Here is a 23693-nt window from a genome sequence, read left to right on the forward strand (position 1 = left end):
CAACGCAGTATAGCAGATGCCATGTTTCCCCTCACCCCCAACCCCTCTCCCACGCCAGCGGTGAGAGGGGAGGAATGTTGGCTCCCCTCCCTGAATTCAGAGGCGTGGGCCGGAGGTGGGGTTGGAAACGACGGACGCGCCGTTGCGCGTCCCTACGAAAATCTAATCGGATTCTGCGAGGGATGTTGGCTCCCTCCCTGAATTCGGGGAGGGGCCGGGGGTGGGGTCTGGTTTACGGGTGAGGCCCGATCAACTGGTCATAGACAGGTCAGGAAAGTCCACTTATAGTAAAGGGGTTGTGTTCACCCAATCGCACAAGGATTTCACAGGCATGGAGACTATCCTACCGCTGAGTACGCTGTCGCTGTTCCTCGCTGGCGCATTCATCTTGCTGATCACGCCCGGCCCCGCCGTGCTCTACATCGTCGCCCGCAGTATGGATCAGGGGCGGCGCGCGGGTGTCGTCTCCGTCATGGGCGTGCAGACCGGGACGCTCGTCCATGTGCTCGCGGCGACGCTCGGCCTCTCGGCGATTCTGCTCACGTCGGCGCTGGCCTTCGACATCGTCAAGTACCTCGGCGCGGCCTATCTCGTCTACCTCGGCGTGAAGACCCTGCTCGACAAAACGCCCCTCACCGCCAACGCAGTCGTTGAACGCCGCAGCCTTGGCTCGATCTACCGTCAAGGCGTGGTTGTTGCCGTGCTCAATCCCAAAACCGCGCTGTTCTTCTTCGCCTTCCTGCCCCAATTTGTCGATCCGGCGCGCGGCGCGGTCGGCGTGCAGTTTTTGCTGCTCGGCCTGATGTTCACCCTCATGGCCCTGTTCACCGATGGCACCTATGCCATCCTCTCCGGCACGGCGGGCGGTTGGCTCAAGCGCAACCAGACGTTTCTGCGCGCGCAGAAGTACATCAGCGGGACGATTTACATCGGCTTAGGGCTGGTCACGGCCTTCTCCAGCGGCGGGCACAAGTCGAGCTAATCGACGGATGGCGCGGGACGCAGCAGCCCGATCAGGATCGCGAGAATCACCTTGAGCATGTACACGCCCGATTTGATCGGAGTGATCGAGGATTTGCCGCCGTAGCGCGGGTTCATCGTCACGGGGATTTCGCGCAGCCGCAGCCCGGCGCGATGCAGCAGCACGACCGCTTCCGGTTCCGGGGTAATCATGCGGATAGGTGCGCGCACAGGCGAATCGTCCGCTGGCTGGAGGCGCGAAACCCTGACGTCGGATCGGTGAACTGCTGCCGCGTGATCAGCGAGATGATGCGCGCGAGGATCACAATGCCGACCTTGCGCGCCATCGGCGTGATGTAGCCGCGATCTTCGATGTAGCGCGACCCGACCACGAGATCCGAGCCGCTGGCGATCAGGTCGGACACCAGCAGCGGGATCTCCTGCGGGTTGTGCTGGCCGTCACCGTCGTTCTGCACCGTGACTTCATAGCCGTGCTGCGCCGCATAGAGAAAGCCCGTCTGCACCGCCGCGCCGATCCCCACGTTGTACGGCATGCTGAGCACAATCGCGCCGCACGTCGTCGCAATGGCGCGCGTATCGTCGGTCGAACCGTCGTTGATCACGGCGATATCCGCCCACGGCGCGTGCTGCTGGATCAAGCCGATCACGTGGGCGATGCTGTCCGCTTCGTTGAGCGCGGGGATGATCACCAGCGTTTTCGGGAAATTCATGTCATCTCTCCGGTGTTGAGTACCTGAACAAGACGGCGGATCAAGCCGTCTAAACCATGCGCCTCGACCGTCCGCATACGGCTGATGCTCGTGAGCCGCTCCCGTTCCGCGGGATCGAGCGCCAAGATCGCGGTGAGACGTGCCGCCAGCCCCGCGTGATCCTCCGGCGACTCGCTGCGCCAGCTTGCATCACCGGGCAGCGGATCGAAAGACGGATTCGTGACGATGGTCGGCACGCGCATGGCCATCGCTTCGAGCGCGGCCTTGTCGAACAGCCCGACCGGGCTCAGATTGACCGCCGCCGCCGCCCGCGCATACCACGCCCGTACGCCCTCCGCCGATTGATTGCCCGCAAAGGTGACCCGCTCCGCTACGCCGAGATCCCGCGCCAGCGCTTCCAGTTCCGCCCGATAGTTCGCGCCCTGTTCCGGCGGCACATCGCCAACAAACACGGCGTGCGCGGCGGGGCACGCTCGGCAGCGCGCGGATCAGCGTCGCCTGCTGCTTGATCGGCATCAGCCGCGCCATGCACGACATATTGAGGACTGAGGACTGAGGGTTGAGGACTGAGTAAGATCAGCTTGCTATAGAGGTGTTAGGTATAACGGGAACGTTCTCCTCAGTCCTCAGACCTTCGCCCTCAGTCCTAAAGAAATCCGTATCAATCCCATGACCCAACACGCGCAGTTTAGGCGTGGCGATCGGAAAGCTGTCCGGCGATGCCGTCACCACGCGGCGGCTGACCTGTGTCGCCAATTCGAGTGTGCGATGCCGCTGGCGATGCGTATACCACAGCGTGATAGGCGCATTGAGCGGTCGCAGCAGCTGCGCGCTCATCAGCGCGAACAGCGGCTGCATGTGCGCGAAACACGCCGCGTAGCGCCGCCGTAACAGCAGCGTACTCAACACGCGATAGAACTCGACTGCCCGCCGCGCTTCTCCGTAGCCACGCTCCTTGCCAATGGAGTACACACTGACATTCGGCGCAACATCCAAGCGTCCGGCGCGCATGGTGATCACGTCGATGTGCTCGTAATGCGCCGCCAGTCGGTTGCTCCAGCCCGTCGTAAAGCCGAGGATCGGATCGTCGGCGTCGGTCGCGAGGTTGAACAGCAGCAGATTCACAACCACCTCCGCCGCCTGCGCATGCCTAGGCGAATCGCTTCGCGCCACACGCCCATCCACGAATCGATGTAGCGTTCGGCATCGTAGCGCCGCAGCGCGAGATCGCGCGCGCGTTCGCCCATCGCTTTGGCAGGCACAGGGTCTTGCAGCAGCGTGACGATCCGCCCCGCCATACCGTCGATATCCATATCCGGCGCGAGATAGCCGTTCACGCCATTCTCGATCACCTCGTTGACGCCGACCACATCCAGCGCCACGAGCGGCAGCCCCGCCGCCGACGCTTCGAACAGCACGCGCGGCCCCTTCATATGAGGAAGTGTGCGCGTACACGCTGCCGAGCGCGTAATACAGCGGCAGTTGATCGTGCTGCACCGGTCCATCGAAAATGACGCTCCCGCCGAGGTCTTCAGTTTGCGCCAGCGCCGCCAAGTCGACCGGGGAGCGCTTCATATCGCCGATGAGCACGAGCTTGGCGTCGGGCACGCGGCTGAGCACCTTCTTGAACACTTTGAACAGGATCGGCACGCGCTTAAACCCAACCGGATAACCAACCCACAGCACGACGGGCGTCGCCGCCGTCAAACCGAGTCGTGCGCGCAGCGCCGCCAGTTGATCAGGATCGGGCGCGGCGGCAAAGGCCCGCCGCCGTCCCTAGTGGCAGCGCGACCACCCGGCGCGGTGATCCCCTGCCGCGAGATAGTTCTGCTTCTCTTTATCATTGACCGTGCGATAGAAATCAGCGCGCGCGACCACCACCCGCCCAATCGCTGTAAGCAGACGATTGCGCAGTGGGCGCTCATCCAGCCACGCCTGATTGCCGAAGAAGTAGCTGTGATTTTGCACGAGGAGCGGCACACGATAGCGCAAGCGCAGCCGCAAGCCGACCAGCCCGGTCGCAAGCGGCTCCTGCGTCGTGATCAGGTTCACGCCGCCGCCGCGCAGCACACCGCGCGCCAACCGGATCGCATCGAGCGGGAACAGCACCGGGTGGCGGCTGTTGGTCGGGATGATGGTCAGATGGTCGGAGGGTTGAAACGCCGCGCCGACGTGCGGCGTCGTGTAGACGATGATCGTCAAGCGCCCCGTCCGCGCCGCGTAGGTGAGTGCCGCGCTCGGGAATCGCCTTGAGGATGGGGTGGCGAGCGCGGTATCCAGACTGAGCATCAAGACATGGTTCATCATAGGGCGTCATTGTAGCGAATTTTCCGCATTAGCGTGAGACTCCGCCTTGACACCCATGCCCGCCGCCATTACAATTCCTCTCGTTCGTGCAACTCACGGGCCTGTAGCTCATTTGGGAGAGCGCTACAATCGCACTGTAGAGGTAAGGGGTTCGAATCCCCTCAGGTCCACCAGAAGAGAAATCAATCGAACTGAAACCAGCGAGGAGACTTTGCTGGTTTTTGTTTTGCCTGTGCCACGCTTGCTTCCCATTGCTCGCTGCGTCAACTGACGCAAATACGAAAATGGGGGGAGCAGTTCCAACCGAACAACCTGACCGTCAGGGTCAACGACAACCCGCTCAACCATTTCACGCAGCAAGGCTTTTTGGGCACTGCGCTCCATTGCTCCAAATAATACACCCACTTTAGAAATCAGAGTTAAAGCTTGATCAAGGTGCGCAATATGCGTGTCTACCTGCTGCGCAACGCCATCCAGATTGGCGCGCAAAGTGCGGCGGCGATCCTGCCATTCTTCCCACAGATTATTCCACACTGACTCAGTGACTTTGCCGGACGCCAGCAAACGGGCAATCCGCGCTTCTTCCCCATCAATTGCTTTCAATTCGGCTTCGATCCGCGTTCGATCCGACGGGCGCAGATGGCCCAGGCGTTCGGCGATATCGTGCGTATAAGCTGCGCGAATCACCGGTACGAGTTCAGGATCGACTTTAACCTGTGCGATGAGGGTTGTTACTTGCGCATCGATCGCGCTGCACAGGAGGTTAATATCTGACCGCGCAACGCGATAGTGCGCTGTACCGCCACCGCTCCGGTCAGGATTGGAGGTGGAACAGGTCAAGCGCACCAGTTGATCTTGTCCCTCTTGCTGAAGGTAGACAAGCCCGCTCAGTAGATACTCGTGCCGACGACGCGGCGATCTGTCTTTCACCCGCCGTTTGAGGATGTCAAGACCGCGCTCAAATTCCTCCGTTGTTACGACCGCTTTCCATTCCCCGCGGATCGTCTTTGGAGGAATATTGGCCTGTTCACTCACCACCCAACCTGCATAGAACCAGTTATGAAACTTCTTGGATAAACCATTGGCTGCTGCGCGGCGTTTGCCATCTTTGATTTCAACAAATGGACGTCCCGTCCGAAAGTGGAAACCACGTGCATGCAGGTCTTCGCAGATTTCCTCCAACGTCATTTGATCTTCAAGCAGCAGATCCCATGCCCGTCGCCACACATTAAACTGTTCAGGATCAGGTTCTACCCAATGCTTGTATTTGCCATATTCCAGTCGCTCAGCGTGTTCGGTACGTTCTTCCATATTCCGGTAGCCATCGGGTGCGAGCGTTGACCAACCCCCCATCACGAAGTTTCGAGTGATGCCCGCCTTTGATCCGTAAGCCCATCAAAATGGATTCACGCCGCGCCAGTGTGAATTGGAGTGTGACCAGAATACGGTCATCTGCATCAATCGGATCAAATCTGGTTGATTGGCGAATCGCACGGCAACACCAAAGTCGTGCAGTTCATCAATCGCGCGCAGTGCCTCCGCATCGTTCCGTCCAAAACGATCCGCACGTTCGACAGCCACATGGGAAAACTTACCTGAACGCGCGTCATCCAACATCCGCTGATAGTCAAGCCGATCAGGTGAACGTCCGGTCAGGTTATCAACATATTCTTCGATGAGTGGCAGCATGCTACGATCAACTAGTCCCGTATTTATGGCAAACCGCTGCCGTTTCTGCGAGAGCGCCGGGTTCTGCGCCTCTTCATCACTGGTGCGAAGATAAACCGCCCATCCGGGTTTGGGCGGAAGTCGTTTCGCTTTGCGTCGTGGCATCACAACCTCAATCAGGACTTCATCTACATTAAGTTACACCAGATTATTCCCCTGGTGTTTTTGCGAGGCAATTTGGGATCGGGCCGCTGATCAGGGTGTTCAGTAGCACGATGCGGCAGCACTGCTTCCTGTTTGATGATCATTTCCGCCACGCGCAGAACGCGCAGCAGCATCTCTTCAGGCGAGCAGTTACCGGTGCGGCTCATTGTCAATCCGCAGCCTCAAGACTTGTTCAATCCACCCATACACATCACCGCCGCCAAGGTGGAAATCGGTGATGTCTTTTCCATGAGGAACTGAGATCGAACGAAAACGGGGTGAGAGTTGTTGTAACCGTGCAGCGCCTTTTTTGCCCGCCGCGTCATTGTCATAGCAAACAAGGATATCGCTGCACGTCACGAGGGCACTGTACCAACGGATCGAGAGAGCGGCGCTGGCACTCCCGAGCGACACTGCTGCGACGAGTTCGTCAGCTTCCTGCTGAGCAATCAGTGTGTCGAATTCCCCTTCACACATGAGTCCATTACTACGATCTTCCAGCGAATCGGCGTTGTACAGTCCGTGCGAACTGCCTCCGGAAATCTGCACGTACTTTGGCTCACCGTAAGCGCGCCGCACCTTGACCGCCCACAACGCCTCCGCCGCAAACCAGGGGATAACTATCCCGCACGGAACTTTCAGTCCGTGGAGGCTTTGCCAACCGTGATACCCACCGGGCACGTAACCAAGGCGAACGGCTTTGATCGTTCGACTTGTGAGGCCACGTTTGAACAAATACGTGAGAGCAGACCGCCCCTCTAGCGACCAAAGTTTCTCTTCGGCATAAGCGACGACGCGCCGTGCCGCTTCTTGCCACTCGAACGGGGTGGTTCAGTTGACTCCTGCGGTCGATGAAGATGAGGATAGGCAGACACAGCATCTCCCAACACGGCGAGCGCCTCCAGTAAAATTCAAATGACGGTAGCGCTGCAGCCAGTCAACCAGATCGCCACCCGATGCGCACGCACCAAAACAGCGATAACCATCGGCCCACACCGCTAGGCTCGCGCCCCGCCGTTCATGATGAAATGGGCACTTCCAGAGCCAAGCGCGGGCGCTGCGCGAAACGGGTCGTCCCAGATCTTGTTCGACCAGCACCCTCAGATCTGTTGCTTCTTTTGCTCGCCGCACAACAGTCTTCATGGTTCCCTCTCTGAAAAACTCGTCATGCTTCTGGACAAGTTGACAGGTTGACAGGTTTGTTGATTTGTCACGACCCCATGCCAGATAAGTCAATCGCCTGATAGAGGTCGGTGCGCGGACCACGACCACTGCCGCCCGCATTCTCTAGGCGGACAACACAGCCGTCTTCTTCGAGTGCCCGCAGTGCCTCCATCACGGGTTTGCGTGTTGAGCGCAGTGAACGGTAAAGGTCACGCACCGTCGCCCCCCCGGAGGCCCGCAGCAAACTCAGAATGCGTATTTCCAGACGCCCTTCTTCGTTCTCGCCGAGGTCAGCGAGGAGACGATGCGCCGAGGCGCGCCATTCCTCGACGATCAACTGTGCGCGGTACCAGTGCGCCGTAGTGACCTTCAATTGCAGCCGTTCCTCGCCCGCATCCGACCAATCGAGGGCGGCCAACAGAATCGCCACCTTGATCGCTTGGACATGCAGTCGACCGTAGATGGCGCGCAACCGATCATCCAGTGTGGATTGCGGAGCAGTCATCGCGCGTAGCGCCTGTTCATACCCGTGGCACGCCGACCAGAACTCTGCCACCAACGACCACGCCTCCGCCTCCGGTGCATCCCCGAGCGCGGCGGCTGGCGGCGGTTCGGGCAGGCGCTCATGGAGTCGACGCAGACGCTCAGCGAGTTCAGTCGGGTTATGGCTGTCTCGTGGCGCGACCCGTTCGTGATAATCCGTCTCTGGTGTCAAAAGAGCGAAGCGAGCGAGATTACCGTTGTACCAGTCGTTAACCGTCAGTGCGTTGGCGAGCTCGGCGGGGGTGGCCGCGCCGAGGATCGAGAGCGCCGCATCCCGGATTACGACCAGTCCTTTGTTGTTGGTATTGCTGTCGAGGTAGCCGGGGCAGTCGTAAAGCGTCATGATGAGCTCTTTTAGGCCGGCCATGTAATCGCGGCCCATCGATTTGAACAACCCGGACAGTTCGTCGCGCAGCAATCCACGCTGGGCTGCAAAGCGATTCCCTTTTTCCAGCCGCGTCCGATCTGCCTGAGGAATATCCGAGAAGTTCGGCGGGAGAATGCCGCCGAGCATCGCCATGAAGTTCTCCGGTGATCCGGGCTGCGGCATGATCATGTGGGGCAGCGCGAGAGGGGCGACTTCGGCGGCGAGGTTCAGCCCGGCAGACTTGCGGTAGTAGGTTGAAATGGCAACGATCATCAGATAAAGGTTAGGGAAGATCTGCTGCCGCCACGGTGTGCGAATGTAGAGCCGTCGTCCGACCGCTACCGCTGCCAGATATAAGCCCGCTCCCTGATGAAACATCAGGGGCGTTTCGTTCGCTGCCCGTCCCGCCCATTCCATATAATCCGTGAGCCAGCGTCCAACCCCCTGGGCTTCCGCAACTTGTGCTGGCGTTAGCTGAGTAGCCATGGGAAGTTCAGGCACAATGTTGAGATCGGAAGAACGAGCGACAATTTCGGGGGGCGGTGCCTGAGGATCGATGGCAAGGATTGCTTGAATGAGCTCCTGCCCCAAAACTTTGCGGAGGAAACGCAGGTCTTCCGCTTGGTTGGGATCGAGATGTGCCAAGAGCAGCGCAGCGGTTGGTGTGAGCGGCACGCCGGCCCACGGCAGCCCGACGAACGCCCGTGACAACGCATACAGATCATGTTGAGAGAAGGCGATCACCGGAGCGGTCGCGAGCGCACAGCGGTTGGCGCCGAAGGCTGCTTGGTTGTTTCCGTTTGCAACCGCGCTCGAATCAACCAGTGAAGGTAATTCGACAGGCTGCGACCTTCTGCGTCCGCCAATTCAGTCAGCCGCCGATGCTCTTCCTGGGTCACTCGTGAGGTGACTTTTTCAGTTCGGGGAACTTTCGTAGACATTCAACCCTCCGTGTCTGTACTTGTACGCAGAGAGTAATGGAAAGCACCAGAAATCCCGATGATAAGGTCATCGTTCCAGATAGCTAAACATGAACAAACGCAGTAACAATGTCATCAGGCGCGACGACCTCGTTACTGCGCGACGACAATTGCCAGCAGCTACAAATAGTAGGGCTGGCATCTGGTGATGAAATTAAGCAAGACGTCTTGGAGAAACTGCGAGAATCAGCCGAACTTGTCGAGCAGCACACTGTCATCCACGGTTTCATTCGCGGCATCCTCATCACCTTTGAGGTGCGTGACGAGGAGAAACACCGCTTTTTGATTGTGCGCTGAAAGCTGATCGAAGAGCGTGGCGATGAGCCGCGCCTGGATCGACCATTCCGTATCAATCTCGTAACCGGCACAGATCAATAACTCTTGATCGAGAGTTCAAGGGCAGCAGCAAAGGCCTGCCGGTTTTCTGGGGTTTGCAGTGGTAGGGGTGTTCGCCCGACCTCCCACTTGGAAATGGCGGCTTTCGTCACTTCGATTCCCCCTTGGGCAAGACGTTCGGCAAACTGCTCCTGCGTAATTCCCAGAGTTTCCCGTCGTTTCTTGATCCACTTCGAGGAATCCATAATCCGCCCTCAAGCACTCGTGTTCGGTCGTTGGCCAAGTATAACCGGAAGTCGTCAAAGCGTGGAAAAGGGTGACAGTCGTCAGATCGCGATTTCGTCGAAGGGTGGCGTGTCATCATCAAGGACCCACGTTTTGAGCAGCGCAAACGCTTCCTCCAGTGTATTGACCCGCCGGAAATACTTCATCGTCTCCGGAGCAATTTTGCAGCGGAGCTCAAGAGCTCGCTCATTTGCTGCCCACCACCCACCACCACGATCCGCCCGATCATTTTCGGCCACTTGACCCGCTGCCACAGCCATTCCTCGCGGAAGGTATAGCGCAGCGCCTTTGGGAAACCGTCCGCTCTCCGTCAGGTCAAAGATGAAATCGACGCGCTGGTTGGACTTTGTGATCCAGCGCCGCGCTTTGATCAACCCCCAGAAACAATTCTGCCAGGACCAATCGCCAACGAACCTGTGCTGGACTCTTTGCACATCCGTTCCAGGATTTGAGGTTGGAGCTGTCCGGCTACGCCGCGCGCGAATAATGGTGGTGCAGACCTCCGAGGATGGGTTGTGCCGTGATGGGTCCCGATCTTGTCGACTGCGCTGATGTCACAGATGCAGGGATGCGTTGGTTTATACCCTGATGTGGTAGATACTGATTGTAGTACTCGATATAAGCTTTCATCATCTGGAACAGATGTTTCTCACCAAGAACGAGCAGGTGATCCAAACACTCGCGGCGCACGGAACCGATGAAGCGTTCACACACGGCGTTGGCTTTGGGCGCACGAATGGGTGTCCGCACGACCTCGATTGAGGTTCCTGAGCCACTACGGCAAAACGCTCCATATTTTCGGTCGTTGTCCCGAATGAGATACTTGGGTCCTTGTTGAAACGGCGTCGCTTCGCGCAGTTGCTGAGCAACCCAAGCATCCGTTGGATGACGGGTAACGCCCAGATGGACAACGCGTCGAGAACCGAGTTCGACGATGACAAAGATGAAAAGAGAGCGAAAGAAGACATCGGTGACTTGAATGAAATCACATGTCCAGATGGTATCTGCATGATTACGCAGAAATGTTTTCCAAGTTTGGCTTGGCGGACGAACCGGACGGAACCGACGCAGATACTTGAGCACCGTACCTCTCCCAACCTCCCAGCCTAATTTTCGCAACTCACCCCGAATACGTTCCGCACCCCACAAGCGATTGGCGGTCGCCATCTGCTGGATGAGCGCCACGATCTCGGGGCTCAACGGCGGATGCCCTCCGCGCTGACGCGACTTGCGACGCCAGATATATTTGAACAAGTCACGATGCCAGCGGAGGACGGTGTCTGGTTGAACAATCAGCAACGCTTGACGCCAAGACGGTAGTCGGCTTGCTGTGACGACCATGAAGATACGGTCTCTCCAAGTGAAACGAGGACGCTTGACATGACGTTGCAGCACGACCAGTTGCTGGCGCAGCAAGGCATTTTCGAGAACGAGATCGGTTTTGGTGCGCGGTAAATCTGTGAGTACGCCAGCGGCGACAGTCGGCGGAAGGGGCTTCGCCCAAGTTTTGATTTGACGCTGAAGCGATTGAAGGAGCTCAATGAGCTTTCTCTCAAATGGGGACCACAAAGAACGAAACATGACACCACCCGGTGGGGATAGACTGAAGAGCGAGTGGTGCATTTTACGGTGACATGTGAGCGTCTGGAAAGGAAGAACTTTAGATGCTCCTCGTTTTTGAACGGATGAGCAATCAGTCCAGCACAGCCGAGGGCGCTGGCACTCTTTGGCGAGGAGTCGGCGGAAGGTCTGCTGCGCCGCTTTACGCAGCGCGGGGTGGTCCCGCCAACACAGATTGAAGTCAGCAAGCTGGCTCGCATCGTACTTGACGAAGCCGAAAACGGCGATCCGAGGGCACGGGCGCTCGTGGTGCAGCTTGGCACACGCTTAGCTGAATATGTCCTGGTCGCGGCGCGCAAAGTCGGCATTGCCGATCAGACGTTTACGCTGGTGCTGAATGGCGGACTATTCCGGCATCGGGGGCGGCTGCTGGTCGATACGGTGACCGCCGTCATTCAGCAGCAAACGCCCCACATCACGCCGGTACGGGGACGGTATGAGCCGGCGGTCGGCGCCGTCTTGCTGGCGCTTGAAACGGCAGGCGTTGAAGTCAGCGCGGAGCGACTGACCGCTCTGGAGACGAGTCTGCCGCCGAGCAAACTGTTTCTGACCTAGTGGGTCAGTTGTGATCTGTTCTATGATCCAGGCGTGAGTCCGGCGGATAAATCGAGTGACAATGGCGATGGATCATCAGGTTCAGAATCACGAACGGCTTGCGCCGAATCTGTTCTACCAACTGACCGCGCTGTTGGGCGTCAGCGCGCAAATCGCCCTGCTGGGCGTGAATTATCTGTGGCGGCCTACCCCTCGTCGGCGCTGGTCAGCCTGCTCATGCTGATGCTGCTTTGCGTGGGGGCTGTGCTGGTCGAAGGACACTGGCGCGGGATCGGCAGGTACGCCCTGATCGCGGCGCTGTGGGTGTGGGCAGCACTGAGCTATCGTGCGGCTTCCGCAGACCTGTTCCTGCTGGTGTTCGCGCTGATCCCGTTTCTCGCCTTCCAACTGATCTCCCCGTCGCGTGCGCTCGGCGTGATGATCCTCTCGGCGGCATTCATACTCGCCAGTGACTCGGATGTGACGGCGATCGCGCTGACCGTGCTGTGGCTGCTGTCGGGCATGAGTGTGATCATCCACTTCAACTGGAGGCGGCAGCTAGAGATGGTGACCGGGCACCAGCAGTACGCCAATGAGCAGATGCGCGAAGCACGCGAACATCGCAGGGAGCTGATGCGCCTGACGCACGCGCTCAACGAGTCGCAGATGCGCCTCGATCAGGCCAATGTGCAGCTTCGCCACGCGCGCTACGCCGCAGAAGAAGCGCGCCTGATCAAGGCGCGGTTTGCAGCACACGTCAGCCATGAATTCCGCACGCCGATCAACCTGATCGTCGGTTTCAGCGAGATCATGGTCAAGTCGCCGCAGGTGTACGGCATTCCCCTGCCGGGGAGTTACCGGGGCGATGTGCAGACGATCTACGAGAGCGCACGGCACCTTCAAAGTCTGATCAATGATGTACTGGATATTTCGCAGGTGGAAGCGGGCTATATGTCCATTGTTCGCGAACGCACCGACGTGCGCGAGACGATTCTGGAAGCCGCGGGCTTGATCAGCGACGATCCGCAGTCAGGGGTTAGAGTTCGTCGTCGATGTCCCGGACGCGCTGCCGCCCTGCTGGATCGACCGGGTGCGCATTCGTCAGGTGCTGCTGAATCTGCTGGGGAACGCCGTTCACTTCACCGAACAGGGGAGCGTCACGCTGCGCGCCAGGGACGACGACGACCATCTGCGCGTCGAGGTTGCCGACACGGGCGCGGGAATCAGCGTGCAGGATTTGAAGCGCGTCTTCGACGAGTTCTACCAGTCGCCCACCGGCGATACGCGCTCCAAACAGGGGTCGGGGCTGGGGCTGACCCTAAGCAAGCAGTTCATCGACCTGCATGATGGCTCACTGACGGTGGCGAGCGCGGGTGTGCGCGGACAGGGCAGCACGTTCACTCTCCTGCTGCCCACCGAAAATCATATGCTGCGCCAGCATTCGAATCTGGATCCGTCCGTGCAGCAAAAACCCGCCAGCAGGCATTTCGTGGTGCTTAACGACGACCCGGCGGTGCAGTCCCTCTTTGGACGTTACTGCGCCAAACACCGTCCTACCTCCGCACGCACCTCCGACGAAGTGGAGGCGCTGGTACGGTCGATCCAGCCATCGGCGCTGGTTGTGGAGGCCGACTACGACAGCGCCGCGCTGGATGCGATCGTGTCCGCCGCCTCGGACGCGCTGGCCGCGATCAAACTGCCGCCGTTGAGCGGCAGGCGACTGCTGCGCGACATTGGCCTGACGGGTTTTCTGGTCAAGCCGGTTTCGAAACAAGTGCTTGAGGATGCGCTGAGTCGCTGTGGCAAAGAGGTTCACGTCGCCCTGGTGATCGACGATGACCCGGAGGTGGTGCGGTTGCTCAGTCTGATGCTGGAAAGTATGCCCAGCATCGATCACGTCTGGAAAGCCTACGGCGGGTTAGAGGGGCTGGCGATCATGCAGCACGAGCGCCCCGACGCCGTGATCGTTGACTTGATGATGCACGATCTTGACGGCTTTGGCGTGCTTGAGCGCGTCAAAGCCGATCCTAGACTGCGCGACATCCCGCTGATCCTCGTCTCGGCGCGCGGCGCGGGGGATGCCATCAGCGCCAGGATCAGCGGGCCGCTGGTGATGGCGAAACAGGGTGGTTTTCAACCGCTGGAGCTGGTGCGCTGCGTCGAGGCGCTGGTCGACGTGGTCAGCCCAACCAGTGCGACACCAGCGCCGTGAACTCGTCCTGTGCGGGCGGCTTGCGCAGAAACCCATCTGCCCCGAAGTGCGCGCACAGGGCGGCAACGTCCAGCACGGAACACACCAGCACCGGAATCGACTCGGTCAGCGGGTGATTCTTGAGGTTTTGCAGGACTTCCCAGCCATCCAGTCCCGGCATCATGATGTCGAGCAGAATCAGCGCGGGCTGCATCTCGCGCGCCAGGCGAATCGCGGTTTCGCCGTCGGCGGCACTGACAATGCGGTACAGCGTCCCGGTCAGGTAGCGTTCGAACAACGTCCTGACGTTCGGGTTATCGTCGATCATCAGGATCATACTCTGATGCAGAGGGATATTCAGGGTTACGTGAATGCCCTGCGCTTCACAGCTTGTATGGATCGGGGCATGGATGGTGTTGGCGAGGACGTGAATGCTCTCCTGCGCGGCGACCTCCTGCGCGATCCGCTCGATCGCCTCCGCGCCGGTTACGGACAGCAGCAGCGTGAACCGAAGCGAACACTGCTGCGGGGAAAGCTCCGGGGCGATAATGAGGCGGCTGTCCGGCGGTGCATTGAGCGCGAGCGGGGACAGGATCAGGATGCACAACCGCCGGATCACCACCTCGATCGATTTCCAACCCTGCGGCGTCCTCGGCGATCAGCAGATCGACGGGTAGCGAGCGCGACTCGATCAAGCCGCGCAGCGCCGAAAGCGCGCCGCGCAGCACCGTTTGCAGCGTTTCGCGCTGCTGCTGTCCGTAACCGGCGCGGAGGCGATCGACTTCGGAGAGCAGCGAGATCGGCGCGGGGGACGTTGTGATCATCCGCCGGGTGTCCCGTCTCGTGTACGCCTGTCCACAGCAGCGATGCCAGCGCCTGGATAGCTTTCGCGTGATCACGGTAATACTGGCGCTCACTGAGCGACAGAAGCTGCAACACCTCCTGCAAGGAACGCTGTTTGACATACCGTTGCACCAACAGCGCGTGAAAGCGCGCGGGACGTGTTCAACGCGAGATCGTCGGCGGGGCGAAGCTGTTCAATCGCGTCGATGATCAGGCTGCGGAAAGCCTGCACGCGCATCGGCCCCTGGGCGTCGCGCACCAGATCATCGACCAGCGCCTGCTGCTGCAAAAAAGCAAAATCGTAGAGGTGCTGCAAGCACTCGTGCAAAGCGTCGGTGAATCCATCTTCCGTAAGTGAACTCATCACCGGAATGCGCTGCTTTCAAACTTGCCCGCGCTGCTGGACTGCTGATGCGCGGGATTCTTGTCAGGAATATGGCAGAAGATTGTTAGAACTGAAAGGTACTATGGATTATAGTGAGTTTCGGTCTTTTGAACCCGCCCTTTGGAATAGACTTAAGGAGTGGAGCTATGCCTCGTTCAAGACTTGCTGTTTACCTGATGTTCGTTCTGTTCTCCCTGCTGTTGTCCTTCGGAAGCGTCATCGCCCAGGATCAACCCGTCACGCTTACCATGTGGGTCGTGCAGTCCGGCGGGACCGCTCCCACCGAAGCGATTATCGCCGAGTATGAAGCCGCCAACCCGAACGTGAGTATCGCCCTGGAAACCCGCACCGTCGATGGGCACAAGGAAGCGATGCGCGTCGCCATCAACACCTCGGCTGCCCCGGACATCTACTTCATGTGGGGCGGCAAAGGTCTGGGCGGTTTCTACACACCGAGCGGCGGCGTCGAACCGCTGACGGCTTACTACGAGCAGTACGGTTGGGTGAGCGTTTCAGCCCCGGTTCGATCGCTTCGGGGACATTTGACGGTCAGGTCTACGGCGTTCCCTACGTCGTTCACGGCATGGGGCTGTACTACCGCAAATCCCTGTTCGAGCAGGCCGGAATCACCGAAGAACCGCAGACCTACGAAGAACTGATTGCCGCCAACGACGCACTCGTTGCGCAGGGCGTGACGCCGCTGTATACGGCGGGGAAGTTCGGCTGGATGCCCATGCGCCTGGTCGACTCGCTGGTGGAAACGTTCTGCGGCGCGGAAATGCACGACACCCTGACCAACCTGGAAGCGAACTGGGCGGAAGAACCGTGCGTTGAACAGGCGTATACCGAATACCGCCGCTGGGTGAACAGCGGCTACGTGCCGGAAAACTTCCTCGGCGTTGACCCGACCGAACCGGCGGTGCCGCTGTTCCAGCGCCGCGCCGCCATGACCTATGAAGGGACGTGGTGGATCGGGGCGCTGAAAGAAGCGGGCGAAGACCTGTCCGACTGGGGCTTCTTCCCCTTCCCGACCGGGACGGATCGTTTGTCCTCGTTCACCGAACTGCTGTTTATCACCAGCACCAGCGAACACAAGGACGAGGCTGCCGCCTTCCTTGACTACTTCACCTCGCCAGAAGTCCAGACCCGCTATCTCGGTCAGTTCTCGGTCGTCTCGCCGACGGTGGGGGTTGAACCGACGGAAGAAAGCGACGCGCTGACGGCAGAATGGCGCGAGACGCTCAACACCGCACCCGGCATCTATCTGCCTGGCGATCAGGCGCTCCCGCTGGAAATTGTCAGCAGCTACTTCTGCGTCAACGATGACGTCGTTGCGGGCGTGATCGAATCAGGCGCGGCGGGCGCGGCGATCCAGGCCGACATTGACGCTTATCTGGCGGCGCAGGGAAGCTAATTCCCGGTCAGTCTGTGTGTTCTCACAGAGGGTTGCAGCACTTCCGCAAGGGAGAGGCTTCAACCCTCTTTCCCTCTTGAAACTTATGCTTTTTGCGGAGGCTTTTTATGCAGGCCACGTTTCCGGCACAGAGCATCGCCGCCAGCGAACGCCGTACCCTGGGTGGCAGGGCGCTGCCGTTTCTCGCTCCCGCCCTGATCCTGTACAGCGTTCTGCGGATTTACCCCCTGCTCAACGCGCTGGTGATGAGCTTCTATCGCTGGGACGGCATTCTCGCCTGACCGCCTGTTCGTCGGGCTGACGAATTACGTCAACGTCCTGACCGCCGATGCGGTATTCTGGCGGGCGCTCCAGAACAGCACCATCTGGGTAGTGCTCTCGCTGATCTTCCCGACGGGACTGGGACTGGGACTGGCGATCGCGCTCAACCAGCGCCTCTTCGGTCGCGCTCTGTTCCGCACCGTGTTCTATCTCCCCGCTGTGATCGCCTCGATCGCTGTGGCGTCGATCTGGTCGTGGATGTACAATCCGTCGCTCGGCATCGTCAATACCGTGCTGATCGCTATCGGACAGGAGCATCTGATTCAGGACTGGCTCGGCGACCGCAACGTCGCCCTGTTCTCGGTGTTCGTGGCCTTCGTCTGGCAGGCCACCGGGGGCAACAGGGTCTTGTTCCTCGCCGGATTGCAAACCGTCCGCACCGAGCTGATCGAAGCGGCGCGAGTCGATGGCGCGAACCGCTGGCAGGCGTTTCGCTTTGTCACTGTGCCTTCGCTGCGCCAGACCTTCATCATCGTCATCTCGCTGTCGATCATCAACTCGCTCAAAGTCTTCGACCTCATCTACGGCCTGACGGCGGGCGGCCCCGGACAATCGACCCATGTGCTGGGGAGCTGGGGCTACTTCCAGGCGTTGCAGCTTCGTAACTACGGCGCGGGCATGGCAATCGTGATCATTCTGCTGCTGATTACGCTGGTCATCGTCGTGCCTTATATTCGCTGGATGATGCGCGGTGAGGATGATCATGGCGACCTTTGAGGCAGTAACACGGTCTATCCCCGCCCGTGAGCCGCGCAGACTCGAACGGCGCATCGATCCCACGCTGATCGGCCTGTCATCTTTCACCTCGCTCAAGACGACGAGCGACATGTACAGCAATCCCTCGTACATGCCGCCGCAGGTATGGCGCTTTGACAATTACGTGCAGGCGTGGGATCGTGGCAACATCGAATTGTTCGGCCTGAACAGCCTGATTATCAGCGTGATCAAAGTCCCCGCCGGGCTGCTAATCTCGGCGCTGGCGGCGTTCGCGCTGTCGCGTCTGCGCTTTCGCGGGCGCAGAACGCTGTTCCTGTTCCTCATCATGGGATCGATGATCCCGGTACAGGTCGCTTTAGGGCCGTTGTTCACGATGATGCTGGGGGCTGAACCTGCTGAACACCTATATCGGCGTGATTCTCCCGTACATCGCCTTCGGCGTGCCGTATCAGGTGTTTCTGCTCAACGGCTTCTTCAAGTCGATTCCGCGCGAACTGGACGAAGCCGCGCGCATCGACGGCTGCACCAACTTCGTCCTGTTCTGGCGCGTGATCCTGCCGATTGCGATTCCGGCACTGGCGGCGCTGACCATCCTCGACTTCGTGGCGACATGGAACGAATTCGCGATCGCCCTGGTCATCCTGCAATCGAAAGATATGTGGACGATCCCGCTGAGTTTCGGTGCCTTTCAGGGACAGTTCTCCTCTAACTACCAATTGTTGAACGCGGCAGTTGTCACCTCGATCTTGCCCGTGCTGATCGTGTATCTTATCTTCCAACGCTACTTCGTCTCCGGGCTTGCCACCGGAGCCTTAAAAGGATAAGTCTGCCATGACTCAAACCCGCGTCGCGCCTGGGGGCGTTTTGAGGCCGCCTTTCAAACTGCCGTCGATTATGCCAACCCGCTGCAAGAGGTGCGCGCGGCGGTGACGTTCACGCACGAGTGGTCGCGCGCACGGTCGATGCCTTCTGGGACGGAGGGCGCACGTTTCACGTCCGCTTCATGCCCGACCAGATCGGCGCGTGGCATTACGAATGCGCCAGCACCGATGCCGGTTTGAACGCCCAGCGCGGCGCGTTCGTCTGCGAACCCAACGACGGCGCGACGCGCTTCGATCGGCATGGGGCGGTGCAAGTCTCTGACAACCGCCGTTATCTCGCTCACGCGGACGGCACGCCGTTTTTCTGGTTGGCGGATACGTGCTGGAACGGCCCGCTGCGCGCCACCTCTGACGAGTGGGCAGAATACCTCAACGCCCGCATCGACCAGGGTTTCAATACCGTGCAGTGGGTGGCGACGCAGTGGATTTCCGCGCCCGACGGCGACCTGACCGGGGCGCTGCCGTTCGAAGGCCACGAGCGCATCTCCGTCAAGCCGGACGTGTTTCAGCGCCTTGATGCCAAACAGGACAGCCTGAACGCGGCGGGGCTGTTGAGCGTCCCGGTGCTGTTGTGGGCGGCGGAGTGGGGCGACCCGACGGTAATGGCGATCAATCCCGGCCTGACGCTGCCCGAAGATCAGGCGATCCTGCTGGCGCGCTATATGGTGGCGCGCTGGGGCGCGAATCACGTCTGCTGGATACTCCCTGGCGATGGAAACTATCTCGGCGTGAAGGCCGATCGCTGGCGGCGCATCGGTCGAGCGGTGTTCGACGGCGCGCCTCATGCCCCGGTCACGCTTCACCCCAACGGGCTGTCGTGGTACGGGTCGGATTTCCGCCACGAGGATTGGCTCGACTTTCTGGGCTATCAAAGCTGTCACTTCGGCGATCCTGATTCGCTGGCGTGGATCGTGCGCGGCGCGCCCGCGTCCGACTGGACGGCAGAACCCGCGCGCCCGATCATCAACCTGGAACCGAACTACGAATATCACCTCGACATCGCTGACCGATCCCGCCGCTTTGAGGCTTACGACGTGCGCCGCGCGATGTACTGGAGTCTGCTCGTGTCGCCGATGGCGGGCGTGACTTACGGCGGACACGGTGTATGGGGCTGGGATGACGGCACCGCGCCGCCCGTCGCCCATGAAATGTCCGGGATTCCGCTGCACTGGCGGCAGGCGCTCCACATGCCGGGTGCCGAGCAGATGCGTCACCTGCTGGCGTGCTTCACCTCCGCCAACTGGTGGCAGCTTCAGCCCGATCCGGCCCTCGTCGTCGCACCGACCGATTCGCCGATTGCACACGCGATCACGGCGGCGCGCGTGCCGGACGGATCGCTGGCGCTGGTGTATCTGCCTGCGGGCGGCACCGTCGAACTCGCTATGTCACGCCTGCCCGATCCCCCTCACGCCACGTGGTTCGATCCGCGCACGGGAGCATCCCATCCGGCGGAAGGGGCGTCAGGATGCTTCACCGCGCCGGACTCACAGGACTGGTTACTGGTTGTGCGCGCATAGCGGTACGTTCAGCAGCGGATTTCACCGTCCGCTGCTGAATCCATTTTTCGCCGGTTGACCGGCGCACGTCTAGGTCAGCAGGGCAAAACGTTCCCAGAATTATCGCCGCAGTCATCGACAACACCGTCTTGAGCAACTTTGCGCACATTCAGCAAACGAGACTGGTCGCCTCGGCTTTTGATCATTCTGTCACCGTCGCGGGTGTGATGGGAGAACTGGTTGCACGAGTCGAACTTGGGCGCATTCCCATATGGATATCGCTCTCCGATAGACTCTCTGTCCGAGTTGTTGGACGGTTAGTGTTTTCGGGTTTGATTCAGCACCTGCCCCACGCGCGTCCAATGGAGGCCAATCACTACTGCGATTTCGCGGTAGCTGAAGCCGTCTCCACGCAGTACGAGTATGATCTGTCGGAGCTGATCTTTGTTGGGATGCAGTCGCAGCGCGGCGGCGTGTCGAGATAGTAGGACTGCAAATGGTGTCGAAAGACTAGGAAACGGAACGACGCCCCTCAGGTCCACTTGAGCTCTGGTTACTCGAAGCATTCATGGTGGGAAACAGTCTGGAAATACGTGAATTCAAAGATGTTTTGGCTGCACCGTGTTTGTTTCCCTTCCGCATCAGTCTATCCAGTGCCAACTTTGAGGGTTACAAAGACCTTGAGTTCGCGCGTCAGGGTACATGCAGTGAACTCGTCATCATGAACCAGCCTCTCCTCCTGTAAAGTGTAGTATCCCCCCTTTTATCGCCGCTTAAATAGCTACTTGCTATACTCCCCTATAATTAAAGAGCTCAGTAACAGAGGCGGTCATGGCGGATCGAGTGGAGATCGGCGACGTGGCGGGGGCTGGCAAGCCGCGTAAACAAAAAGAAGGCGTATTCATCAGCTATGCGCGTAGAGATGGCAAGCACTTTGCCGGGAAACTGCGCGACCGCCTCGAACGCGAAAACATTCCCTGCTGGCAGGATATCGTGGGCATGGAGGGTGGGCGCGATTGGTGGATGCAGATCCAAGATGCGATCAACCGCGTCGAGTTTCTCGTTTTGGTCATGACGCCTGCCGCCATGCAGAGCAAGACGGTCCGCAAAGAATGGCGCTACGCTCGACAGCAGGGCGTGTGCGTCTACCCGGTGATCGCTACGCAGTCATCGGAGTTTGATATCCTGCTCAACGCGCTTCCCCGCTGGATGCGCGATGTGCATTTCTACGATCTGGGGCAGGATACTGAGCACTTCGAGCACAGTTCCAACTGGCTGCGCTTCCTCAACGATCCGCGCACTCTGTGAAGTTCCCGTGTGCCGTTCATGGCAGACGATTTGGGCGTGTATATTCAACGCAGCAAGGAATATAACGCGTTGATTGATCTGCTGCTAGATACCGACCGAGGCGAGCCGAAGCGATCACGAGCGCGCTGGCGCTCAAGGGCGCAGGCGGCTACGGCAAGACCACACTGGCGCGGGCGATCTGCCACGACGAGCGCATCCAAGAAGCCTTCGACGACGGCATCCTGTGGATTACGCTCGGCGAAAGCGCCACTTACGATACTGTGCGCGAGCAGCTTGAAAGTCTGATCTTCGCCTTAAGTGGAGAGCGGGCAAATGCGCCGACGCTCGAAGCGGCGAAAACCCGCCTGCGCGAACTACTGGCAGATCGCGACATCCTGCTGGTGATCGATGATGTGGAACGCCGATTACATCCGTCCATTCCTTGAAGGTGGGGAACGGGTCGCGAGGTTGATCACGACGCGCATGGGCGACACGCTGCCGCCGGGGACACACCCCATCTCTGTGAACCAGATGACAGGCGACGAAGCTTTTACGCTGATTGCCTACGGGCTGTCAGCCAATCAAGTCGACGCGCTGCGCGACGAACTGGCACGGATGGCAGCGCTTTTGGGTGAGTATCCGCTGCTGCTCAAACTGACGAACAGCATCTTGCACGACCGGATGCACGACGGAGAGCCGCTGGAAAAAGCGCTCGATTACCTGAAGCGCGCCTTCGACAAACGCGGGATCACAAAGGCGATTCAGGTTGAAAACAGTACGGATCGCAACCGTGCCGTCGATGCCAGCCTCAGCTTGAGCTTGGAACGGCTCAACAGCCAACGGCGTGAATGGTTCATACGGCTCGCGATCTTCCCCGAAGATACAGCGATCCCGTTTGCGACACTCGAAAAAGCATGGGACTGCGATGATCTGGACGTGGAGGAGACTTGCGCGGCACTGAACCGGCTGTCGCTGCTGCTGAGTTACAACTTGCAGACGCACACCGTAGCCCTGCACGACGTGATCCGCGCCTATCTGCGTGAGCAGTTAATCGGCGGTGCGGAAAAGCTGATCGCCGCCAATGTCGCATTTCTGGATCGCTATGGCATCGCCCATTGGCGTGATATGCCGCCCGACGAACCTTACATGTGGGATAACCTCACATATCACCTGATCGAAGCGGCGCGCGGCGAAGACTTTATCACAACGGTGCTGGACTTGCGCTTTTTGGCAACGAAAACCCTCCATCGCGGCATAATGAGTGTCGAAGCGGACATCGAAACGGGGGCGACATTAGCCCGCTTGAACGAACATCCGCATGCGGATGCGCTCAAACTGCTGGAACGCAGTTACCGTAATATGGCGCACATCCTCGCCCGCTGCGAATCCGTGAACGATGTACTGGCGACGCTGCACACTCGCCTGAGCCATATCGCCTCGCTGAAGCCAGCGTGTCAAGCCGTTGAAGCGGAAGCAAAGCACTTCATCACCTCGCATCACCCCCCCCCCGACCTGCCACACCCAGCTCTGATTCGCACTCTGACTGAGCACATTGATATGGTAACCTACGCCGCCTACAGTCCCGACGGAAGACGCATCGTCAGCGCATCGTGGCACAGGCCTACGATCAATGTGTGGAACGGGGACAACGGCAGGATCTTGGTTACACTCGAAGGGCATATTTACTCAGTGGTTGTTGCAGCGTTTAGCCCAGACGGGGCGCGGATCGTCAGCGCATCTCGTGACAGGACTGTGCGTGTATGGGATGCGGAAACCGGTGCGCTCCTACTCACCCTGCAAGGGCACGAGTCTGGTTTGGCCAGCGCGGCGTTCAGTCCCGATGGGAAGCGGATCGTCAGCGCATCTCGTGACAGGACTGTGCGTGTATGGGATGCGGAAACCGGTGCGCTCCTGCTCACTCTGGAAGGGCACAATTTGGGGGTAAACAGCGCGGCGTTCAGTCCCGATGGGAAGCGAATCGTTACCCCATCCAATGACGGAACTGTACGTATATGGGATGCGGAAACCGGTGTGCTCCTACTCACGCTTGAAAATAAACTGGGAGTAGTAAGCAGCGCGGCGTTTAGCCCGAGTGGGAAGTACATTGCTGGCACCTCAACCTCAAGTCAAGGATTGTACTACAATTACACTGTGCGAGTATGGGACACAGAGAACGGTGCGCTCCTGCTCACTCTAGAAGGGCACAATTTGGAGGTAAACAGCGCGGCGTTCAGTCCCGATGGGAAGCGGATCGTTACCGCATCCAGCGACAGGACAATCAAGGTGTGGGATGCGGAGAACGGTGGGATCCTGTTTACCTTAACGGGGCATACCAGTGAGGTAAATAGCGCAGTATATAGCCCAGATGGAAGACACATTGTCAGCGCATCGTCGGATGGAACAGTGAGAGTATGGGAGTCGACCTTATCGCTGGCGCTTCACTCCAAATAAGCAGCGAT

29 protein-coding genes, 1 tRNA gene and 3 pseudogenes are annotated in these 23693 nt (G+C 59.4%); 15 read left to right on the forward strand and 18 right to left on the reverse strand.

The annotated features are described in order from the left end of the window. Positions 1–331 precede the first annotated feature (331 nt). The gene (locus IPK17_RS11320) at positions 332–982 is read left to right on the forward strand and encodes a LysE family translocator (protein WP_343417799.1); all 651 of its coding nucleotides are present in this window, start codon (positions 332–334) and stop codon (positions 980–982) included. Here IPK17_RS11320 and IPK17_RS11325 read toward each other — a convergent pair. From IPK17_RS11325 to IPK17_RS11350, 6 genes and pseudogenes are all read right to left on the reverse strand, one after another. Continuing rightward, complete coding sequence (locus tag IPK17_RS11325; protein WP_343417800.1) at positions 979–1191, reverse strand: hypothetical protein; 213 nt, start codon at positions 1189–1191, stop codon at positions 979–981. The two genes, IPK17_RS11320 and IPK17_RS11325, sit on opposite strands and share 4 nt — an antisense overlap. After that, the gene (locus tag IPK17_RS11330; RefSeq protein ID WP_343417801.1) at positions 1170–1691 is read right to left on the reverse strand and encodes a glycosyltransferase family 2 protein; all 522 of its coding nucleotides are present in this window, start codon (positions 1689–1691) and stop codon (positions 1170–1172) included. The genes IPK17_RS11325 and IPK17_RS11330 overlap by 22 nt, the downstream gene beginning before the upstream one ends. Beyond that, positions 1688–2146: pseudogene (locus IPK17_RS11335) on the reverse strand (glycosyltransferase); the annotation flags it as partial. The pseudogene IPK17_RS11335 and the gene IPK17_RS11330, both read right to left, overlap by 4 nt. A 121-nt stretch (positions 2147–2267) precedes the next feature. Continuing rightward, positions 2268–2864 carry a hypothetical protein gene (locus IPK17_RS11340; protein WP_343417802.1) on the reverse strand — a complete coding sequence of 199 codons (597 nt, stop codon included), beginning with the start codon at positions 2862–2864 and terminating at the stop codon, positions 2268–2270. Further along, positions 2813–3377 (reverse strand): annotated as a pseudogene (locus IPK17_RS11345) (glycosyltransferase family 4 protein). Before IPK17_RS11345 ends, IPK17_RS11340 begins: the two are co-directional and overlap by 52 nt. Before the next feature lie 90 nt (positions 3378–3467). Further along, the gene (locus IPK17_RS11350) at positions 3468–3998 is read right to left on the reverse strand and encodes a glycosyltransferase family 4 protein (protein WP_343417804.1); all 531 of its coding nucleotides are present in this window, start codon (positions 3996–3998) and stop codon (positions 3468–3470) included. Between the two features lie 97 nt (positions 3999–4095). Here IPK17_RS11350 and IPK17_RS11355 point away from each other — a divergent pair. Then, a tRNA-Ala gene (locus IPK17_RS11355) sits at positions 4096–4171 on the forward strand. Between the two features lie 1222 nt (positions 4172–5393). Here the strand turns inward: IPK17_RS11355 and IPK17_RS11360 are convergent. From IPK17_RS11360 to IPK17_RS11395, 10 genes are all read right to left on the reverse strand, one after another. Further along, on the reverse strand, positions 5394–5831 hold the full coding sequence (locus tag IPK17_RS11360; protein WP_343417805.1) for a recombinase family protein: 438 nt from the start codon (positions 5829–5831) through the stop codon (positions 5394–5396). 23 nt (positions 5832–5854) lie between these two features. After that, the gene (locus IPK17_RS11365) at positions 5855–6037 is read right to left on the reverse strand and encodes a hypothetical protein (RefSeq protein ID WP_343417806.1); all 183 of its coding nucleotides are present in this window, start codon (positions 6035–6037) and stop codon (positions 5855–5857) included. Then, on the reverse strand, positions 6021–6605 hold the full coding sequence (locus IPK17_RS11370; RefSeq protein ID WP_343417807.1) for a toprim domain-containing protein: 585 nt from the start codon (positions 6603–6605) through the stop codon (positions 6021–6023). The genes IPK17_RS11365 and IPK17_RS11370 overlap by 17 nt, the downstream gene beginning before the upstream one ends. Positions 6606–6701: 96 nt before the next feature. Further along, complete coding sequence (locus IPK17_RS40480) at positions 6702–7154, reverse strand: CHC2 zinc finger domain-containing protein (RefSeq protein ID WP_350341619.1); 453 nt, start codon at positions 7152–7154, stop codon at positions 6702–6704. Beyond that, positions 7081–8688 carry a DUF3987 domain-containing protein gene (locus tag IPK17_RS11375; protein ID WP_343417808.1) on the reverse strand — a complete coding sequence of 536 codons (1608 nt, stop codon included), beginning with the start codon at positions 8686–8688 and terminating at the stop codon, positions 7081–7083. The genes IPK17_RS40480 and IPK17_RS11375 overlap by 74 nt, the downstream gene beginning before the upstream one ends. Further along, positions 8685–8885, reverse strand: coding sequence for a plasmid mobilization protein (locus tag IPK17_RS41035; protein WP_502748667.1), 201 nt, complete (start codon positions 8883–8885; stop codon positions 8685–8687). Before IPK17_RS41035 ends, IPK17_RS11375 begins: the two co-directional genes overlap by 4 nt. A 225-nt stretch (positions 8886–9110) precedes the next feature. Beyond that, positions 9111–9299, reverse strand: coding sequence for a hypothetical protein (locus IPK17_RS11380; RefSeq protein WP_343417809.1), 189 nt, complete (start codon positions 9297–9299; stop codon positions 9111–9113). Beyond that, positions 9296–9505 (reverse strand): helix-turn-helix domain-containing protein, encoded by a 210-nt coding sequence (locus tag IPK17_RS11385; RefSeq protein WP_343417810.1) that lies wholly within the window; start codon positions 9503–9505, stop codon positions 9296–9298. Before IPK17_RS11385 ends, IPK17_RS11380 begins: the two co-directional genes overlap by 4 nt. 81 nt (positions 9506–9586) lie before the next feature. Further along, positions 9587–9799 carry a hypothetical protein gene (locus IPK17_RS11390; protein ID WP_343417811.1) on the reverse strand — a complete coding sequence of 71 codons (213 nt, stop codon included), beginning with the start codon at positions 9797–9799 and terminating at the stop codon, positions 9587–9589. A gap of 214 nt (positions 9800–10013) precedes the next feature. Next, the gene (locus IPK17_RS11395; protein ID WP_343417812.1) at positions 10014–11126 is read right to left on the reverse strand and encodes an integrase core domain-containing protein; all 1113 of its coding nucleotides are present in this window, start codon (positions 11124–11126) and stop codon (positions 10014–10016) included. Positions 11127–11321: 195 nt separating this feature from the next. Between IPK17_RS11395 and IPK17_RS11400 the strand changes: the two genes are divergently transcribed. From IPK17_RS11400 to IPK17_RS11415, 4 genes and pseudogenes are all read left to right on the forward strand, one after another. After that, positions 11322–11720, forward strand: a complete 399-nt coding sequence (locus tag IPK17_RS11400; RefSeq protein ID WP_343417813.1) for a BadF/BadG/BcrA/BcrD ATPase family protein — start codon at positions 11322–11324, stop codon at positions 11718–11720. A gap of 61 nt (positions 11721–11781) precedes the next feature. Beyond that, entirely contained in the window at positions 11782–11943 is a 162-nt protein-coding gene (locus IPK17_RS11405) for a hypothetical protein (RefSeq protein WP_343417814.1), read from the forward strand. A gap of 422 nt (positions 11944–12365) precedes the next feature. Continuing rightward, a pseudogene (locus tag IPK17_RS11410) lies at positions 12366–12635 on the forward strand (sensor histidine kinase); the annotation flags it as partial. A 169-nt stretch (positions 12636–12804) separates the two neighbouring features. Then, the gene (locus IPK17_RS11415) at positions 12805–13911 is read left to right on the forward strand and encodes an ATP-binding protein (RefSeq protein WP_343417879.1); all 1107 of its coding nucleotides are present in this window, start codon (positions 12805–12807) and stop codon (positions 13909–13911) included. On the opposite strand, the gene IPK17_RS11420 is transcribed toward IPK17_RS11415, so the two are convergent. Both IPK17_RS11420 and IPK17_RS11425 read right to left on the reverse strand, forming a co-directional pair. Beyond that, complete coding sequence (locus IPK17_RS11420) at positions 13880–14509, reverse strand: response regulator (protein WP_343417815.1); 630 nt, start codon at positions 14507–14509, stop codon at positions 13880–13882. The genes IPK17_RS11415 and IPK17_RS11420 overlap by 32 nt on opposite strands. A gap of 294 nt (positions 14510–14803) precedes the next feature. Further along, a complete protein-coding gene (locus tag IPK17_RS11425; protein WP_343417816.1) occupies positions 14804–15097 on the reverse strand; it encodes a hypothetical protein in 294 nt (97 codons plus the stop codon). Positions 15098–15536: 439 nt separating this feature from the next. Here IPK17_RS11425 and IPK17_RS11430 point away from each other — a divergent pair, with 439 nt between their 5' ends. The 9 genes from IPK17_RS11430 (at position 15537) to IPK17_RS11470 (ending at position 23685) form a co-directional block, all read left to right on the forward strand. Next, complete coding sequence (locus IPK17_RS11430) at positions 15537–16532, forward strand: ABC transporter substrate-binding protein (RefSeq protein ID WP_343417817.1); 996 nt, start codon at positions 15537–15539, stop codon at positions 16530–16532. Positions 16533–16639: 107 nt separating this feature from the next. Then, a complete protein-coding gene (locus IPK17_RS11435) occupies positions 16640–16813 on the forward strand; it encodes a hypothetical protein (RefSeq protein WP_343417818.1) in 174 nt (57 codons plus the stop codon). 91 nt (positions 16814–16904) lie between these two features. Then, on the forward strand, positions 16905–17570 hold the full coding sequence (locus IPK17_RS11440; protein WP_343417819.1) for a carbohydrate ABC transporter permease: 666 nt from the start codon (positions 16905–16907) through the stop codon (positions 17568–17570). 413 nt (positions 17571–17983) lie between these two features. Beyond that, on the forward strand, positions 17984–18394 hold the full coding sequence (locus IPK17_RS11445; protein WP_343417820.1) for a carbohydrate ABC transporter permease: 411 nt from the start codon (positions 17984–17986) through the stop codon (positions 18392–18394). 119 nt (positions 18395–18513) lie between these two features. Beyond that, positions 18514–19968, forward strand: a complete 1455-nt coding sequence (locus tag IPK17_RS11450; RefSeq protein ID WP_343417821.1) for an apiosidase-like domain-containing protein — start codon at positions 18514–18516, stop codon at positions 19966–19968. A gap of 299 nt (positions 19969–20267) precedes the next feature. Next, on the forward strand, positions 20268–20432 hold the full coding sequence (locus tag IPK17_RS11455) for a hypothetical protein (protein ID WP_343417822.1): 165 nt from the start codon (positions 20268–20270) through the stop codon (positions 20430–20432). 346 nt (positions 20433–20778) lie between these two features. After that, complete coding sequence (locus IPK17_RS11460; RefSeq protein ID WP_343417823.1) at positions 20779–21255, forward strand: toll/interleukin-1 receptor domain-containing protein; 477 nt, start codon at positions 20779–20781, stop codon at positions 21253–21255. Positions 21256–21380: 125 nt separating this feature from the next. Continuing rightward, a complete protein-coding gene (locus IPK17_RS11465) occupies positions 21381–21680 on the forward strand; it encodes an NB-ARC domain-containing protein (RefSeq protein ID WP_343417880.1) in 300 nt (99 codons plus the stop codon). 37 nt (positions 21681–21717) lie between these two features. After that, complete coding sequence (locus tag IPK17_RS11470; protein WP_343417824.1) at positions 21718–23685, forward strand: WD40 domain-containing protein; 1968 nt, start codon at positions 21718–21720, stop codon at positions 23683–23685. The last annotated feature ends 8 nt before the right edge of the window (positions 23686–23693 follow it).

The organism is Candidatus Flexifilum breve, from assembly GCF_016713355.1.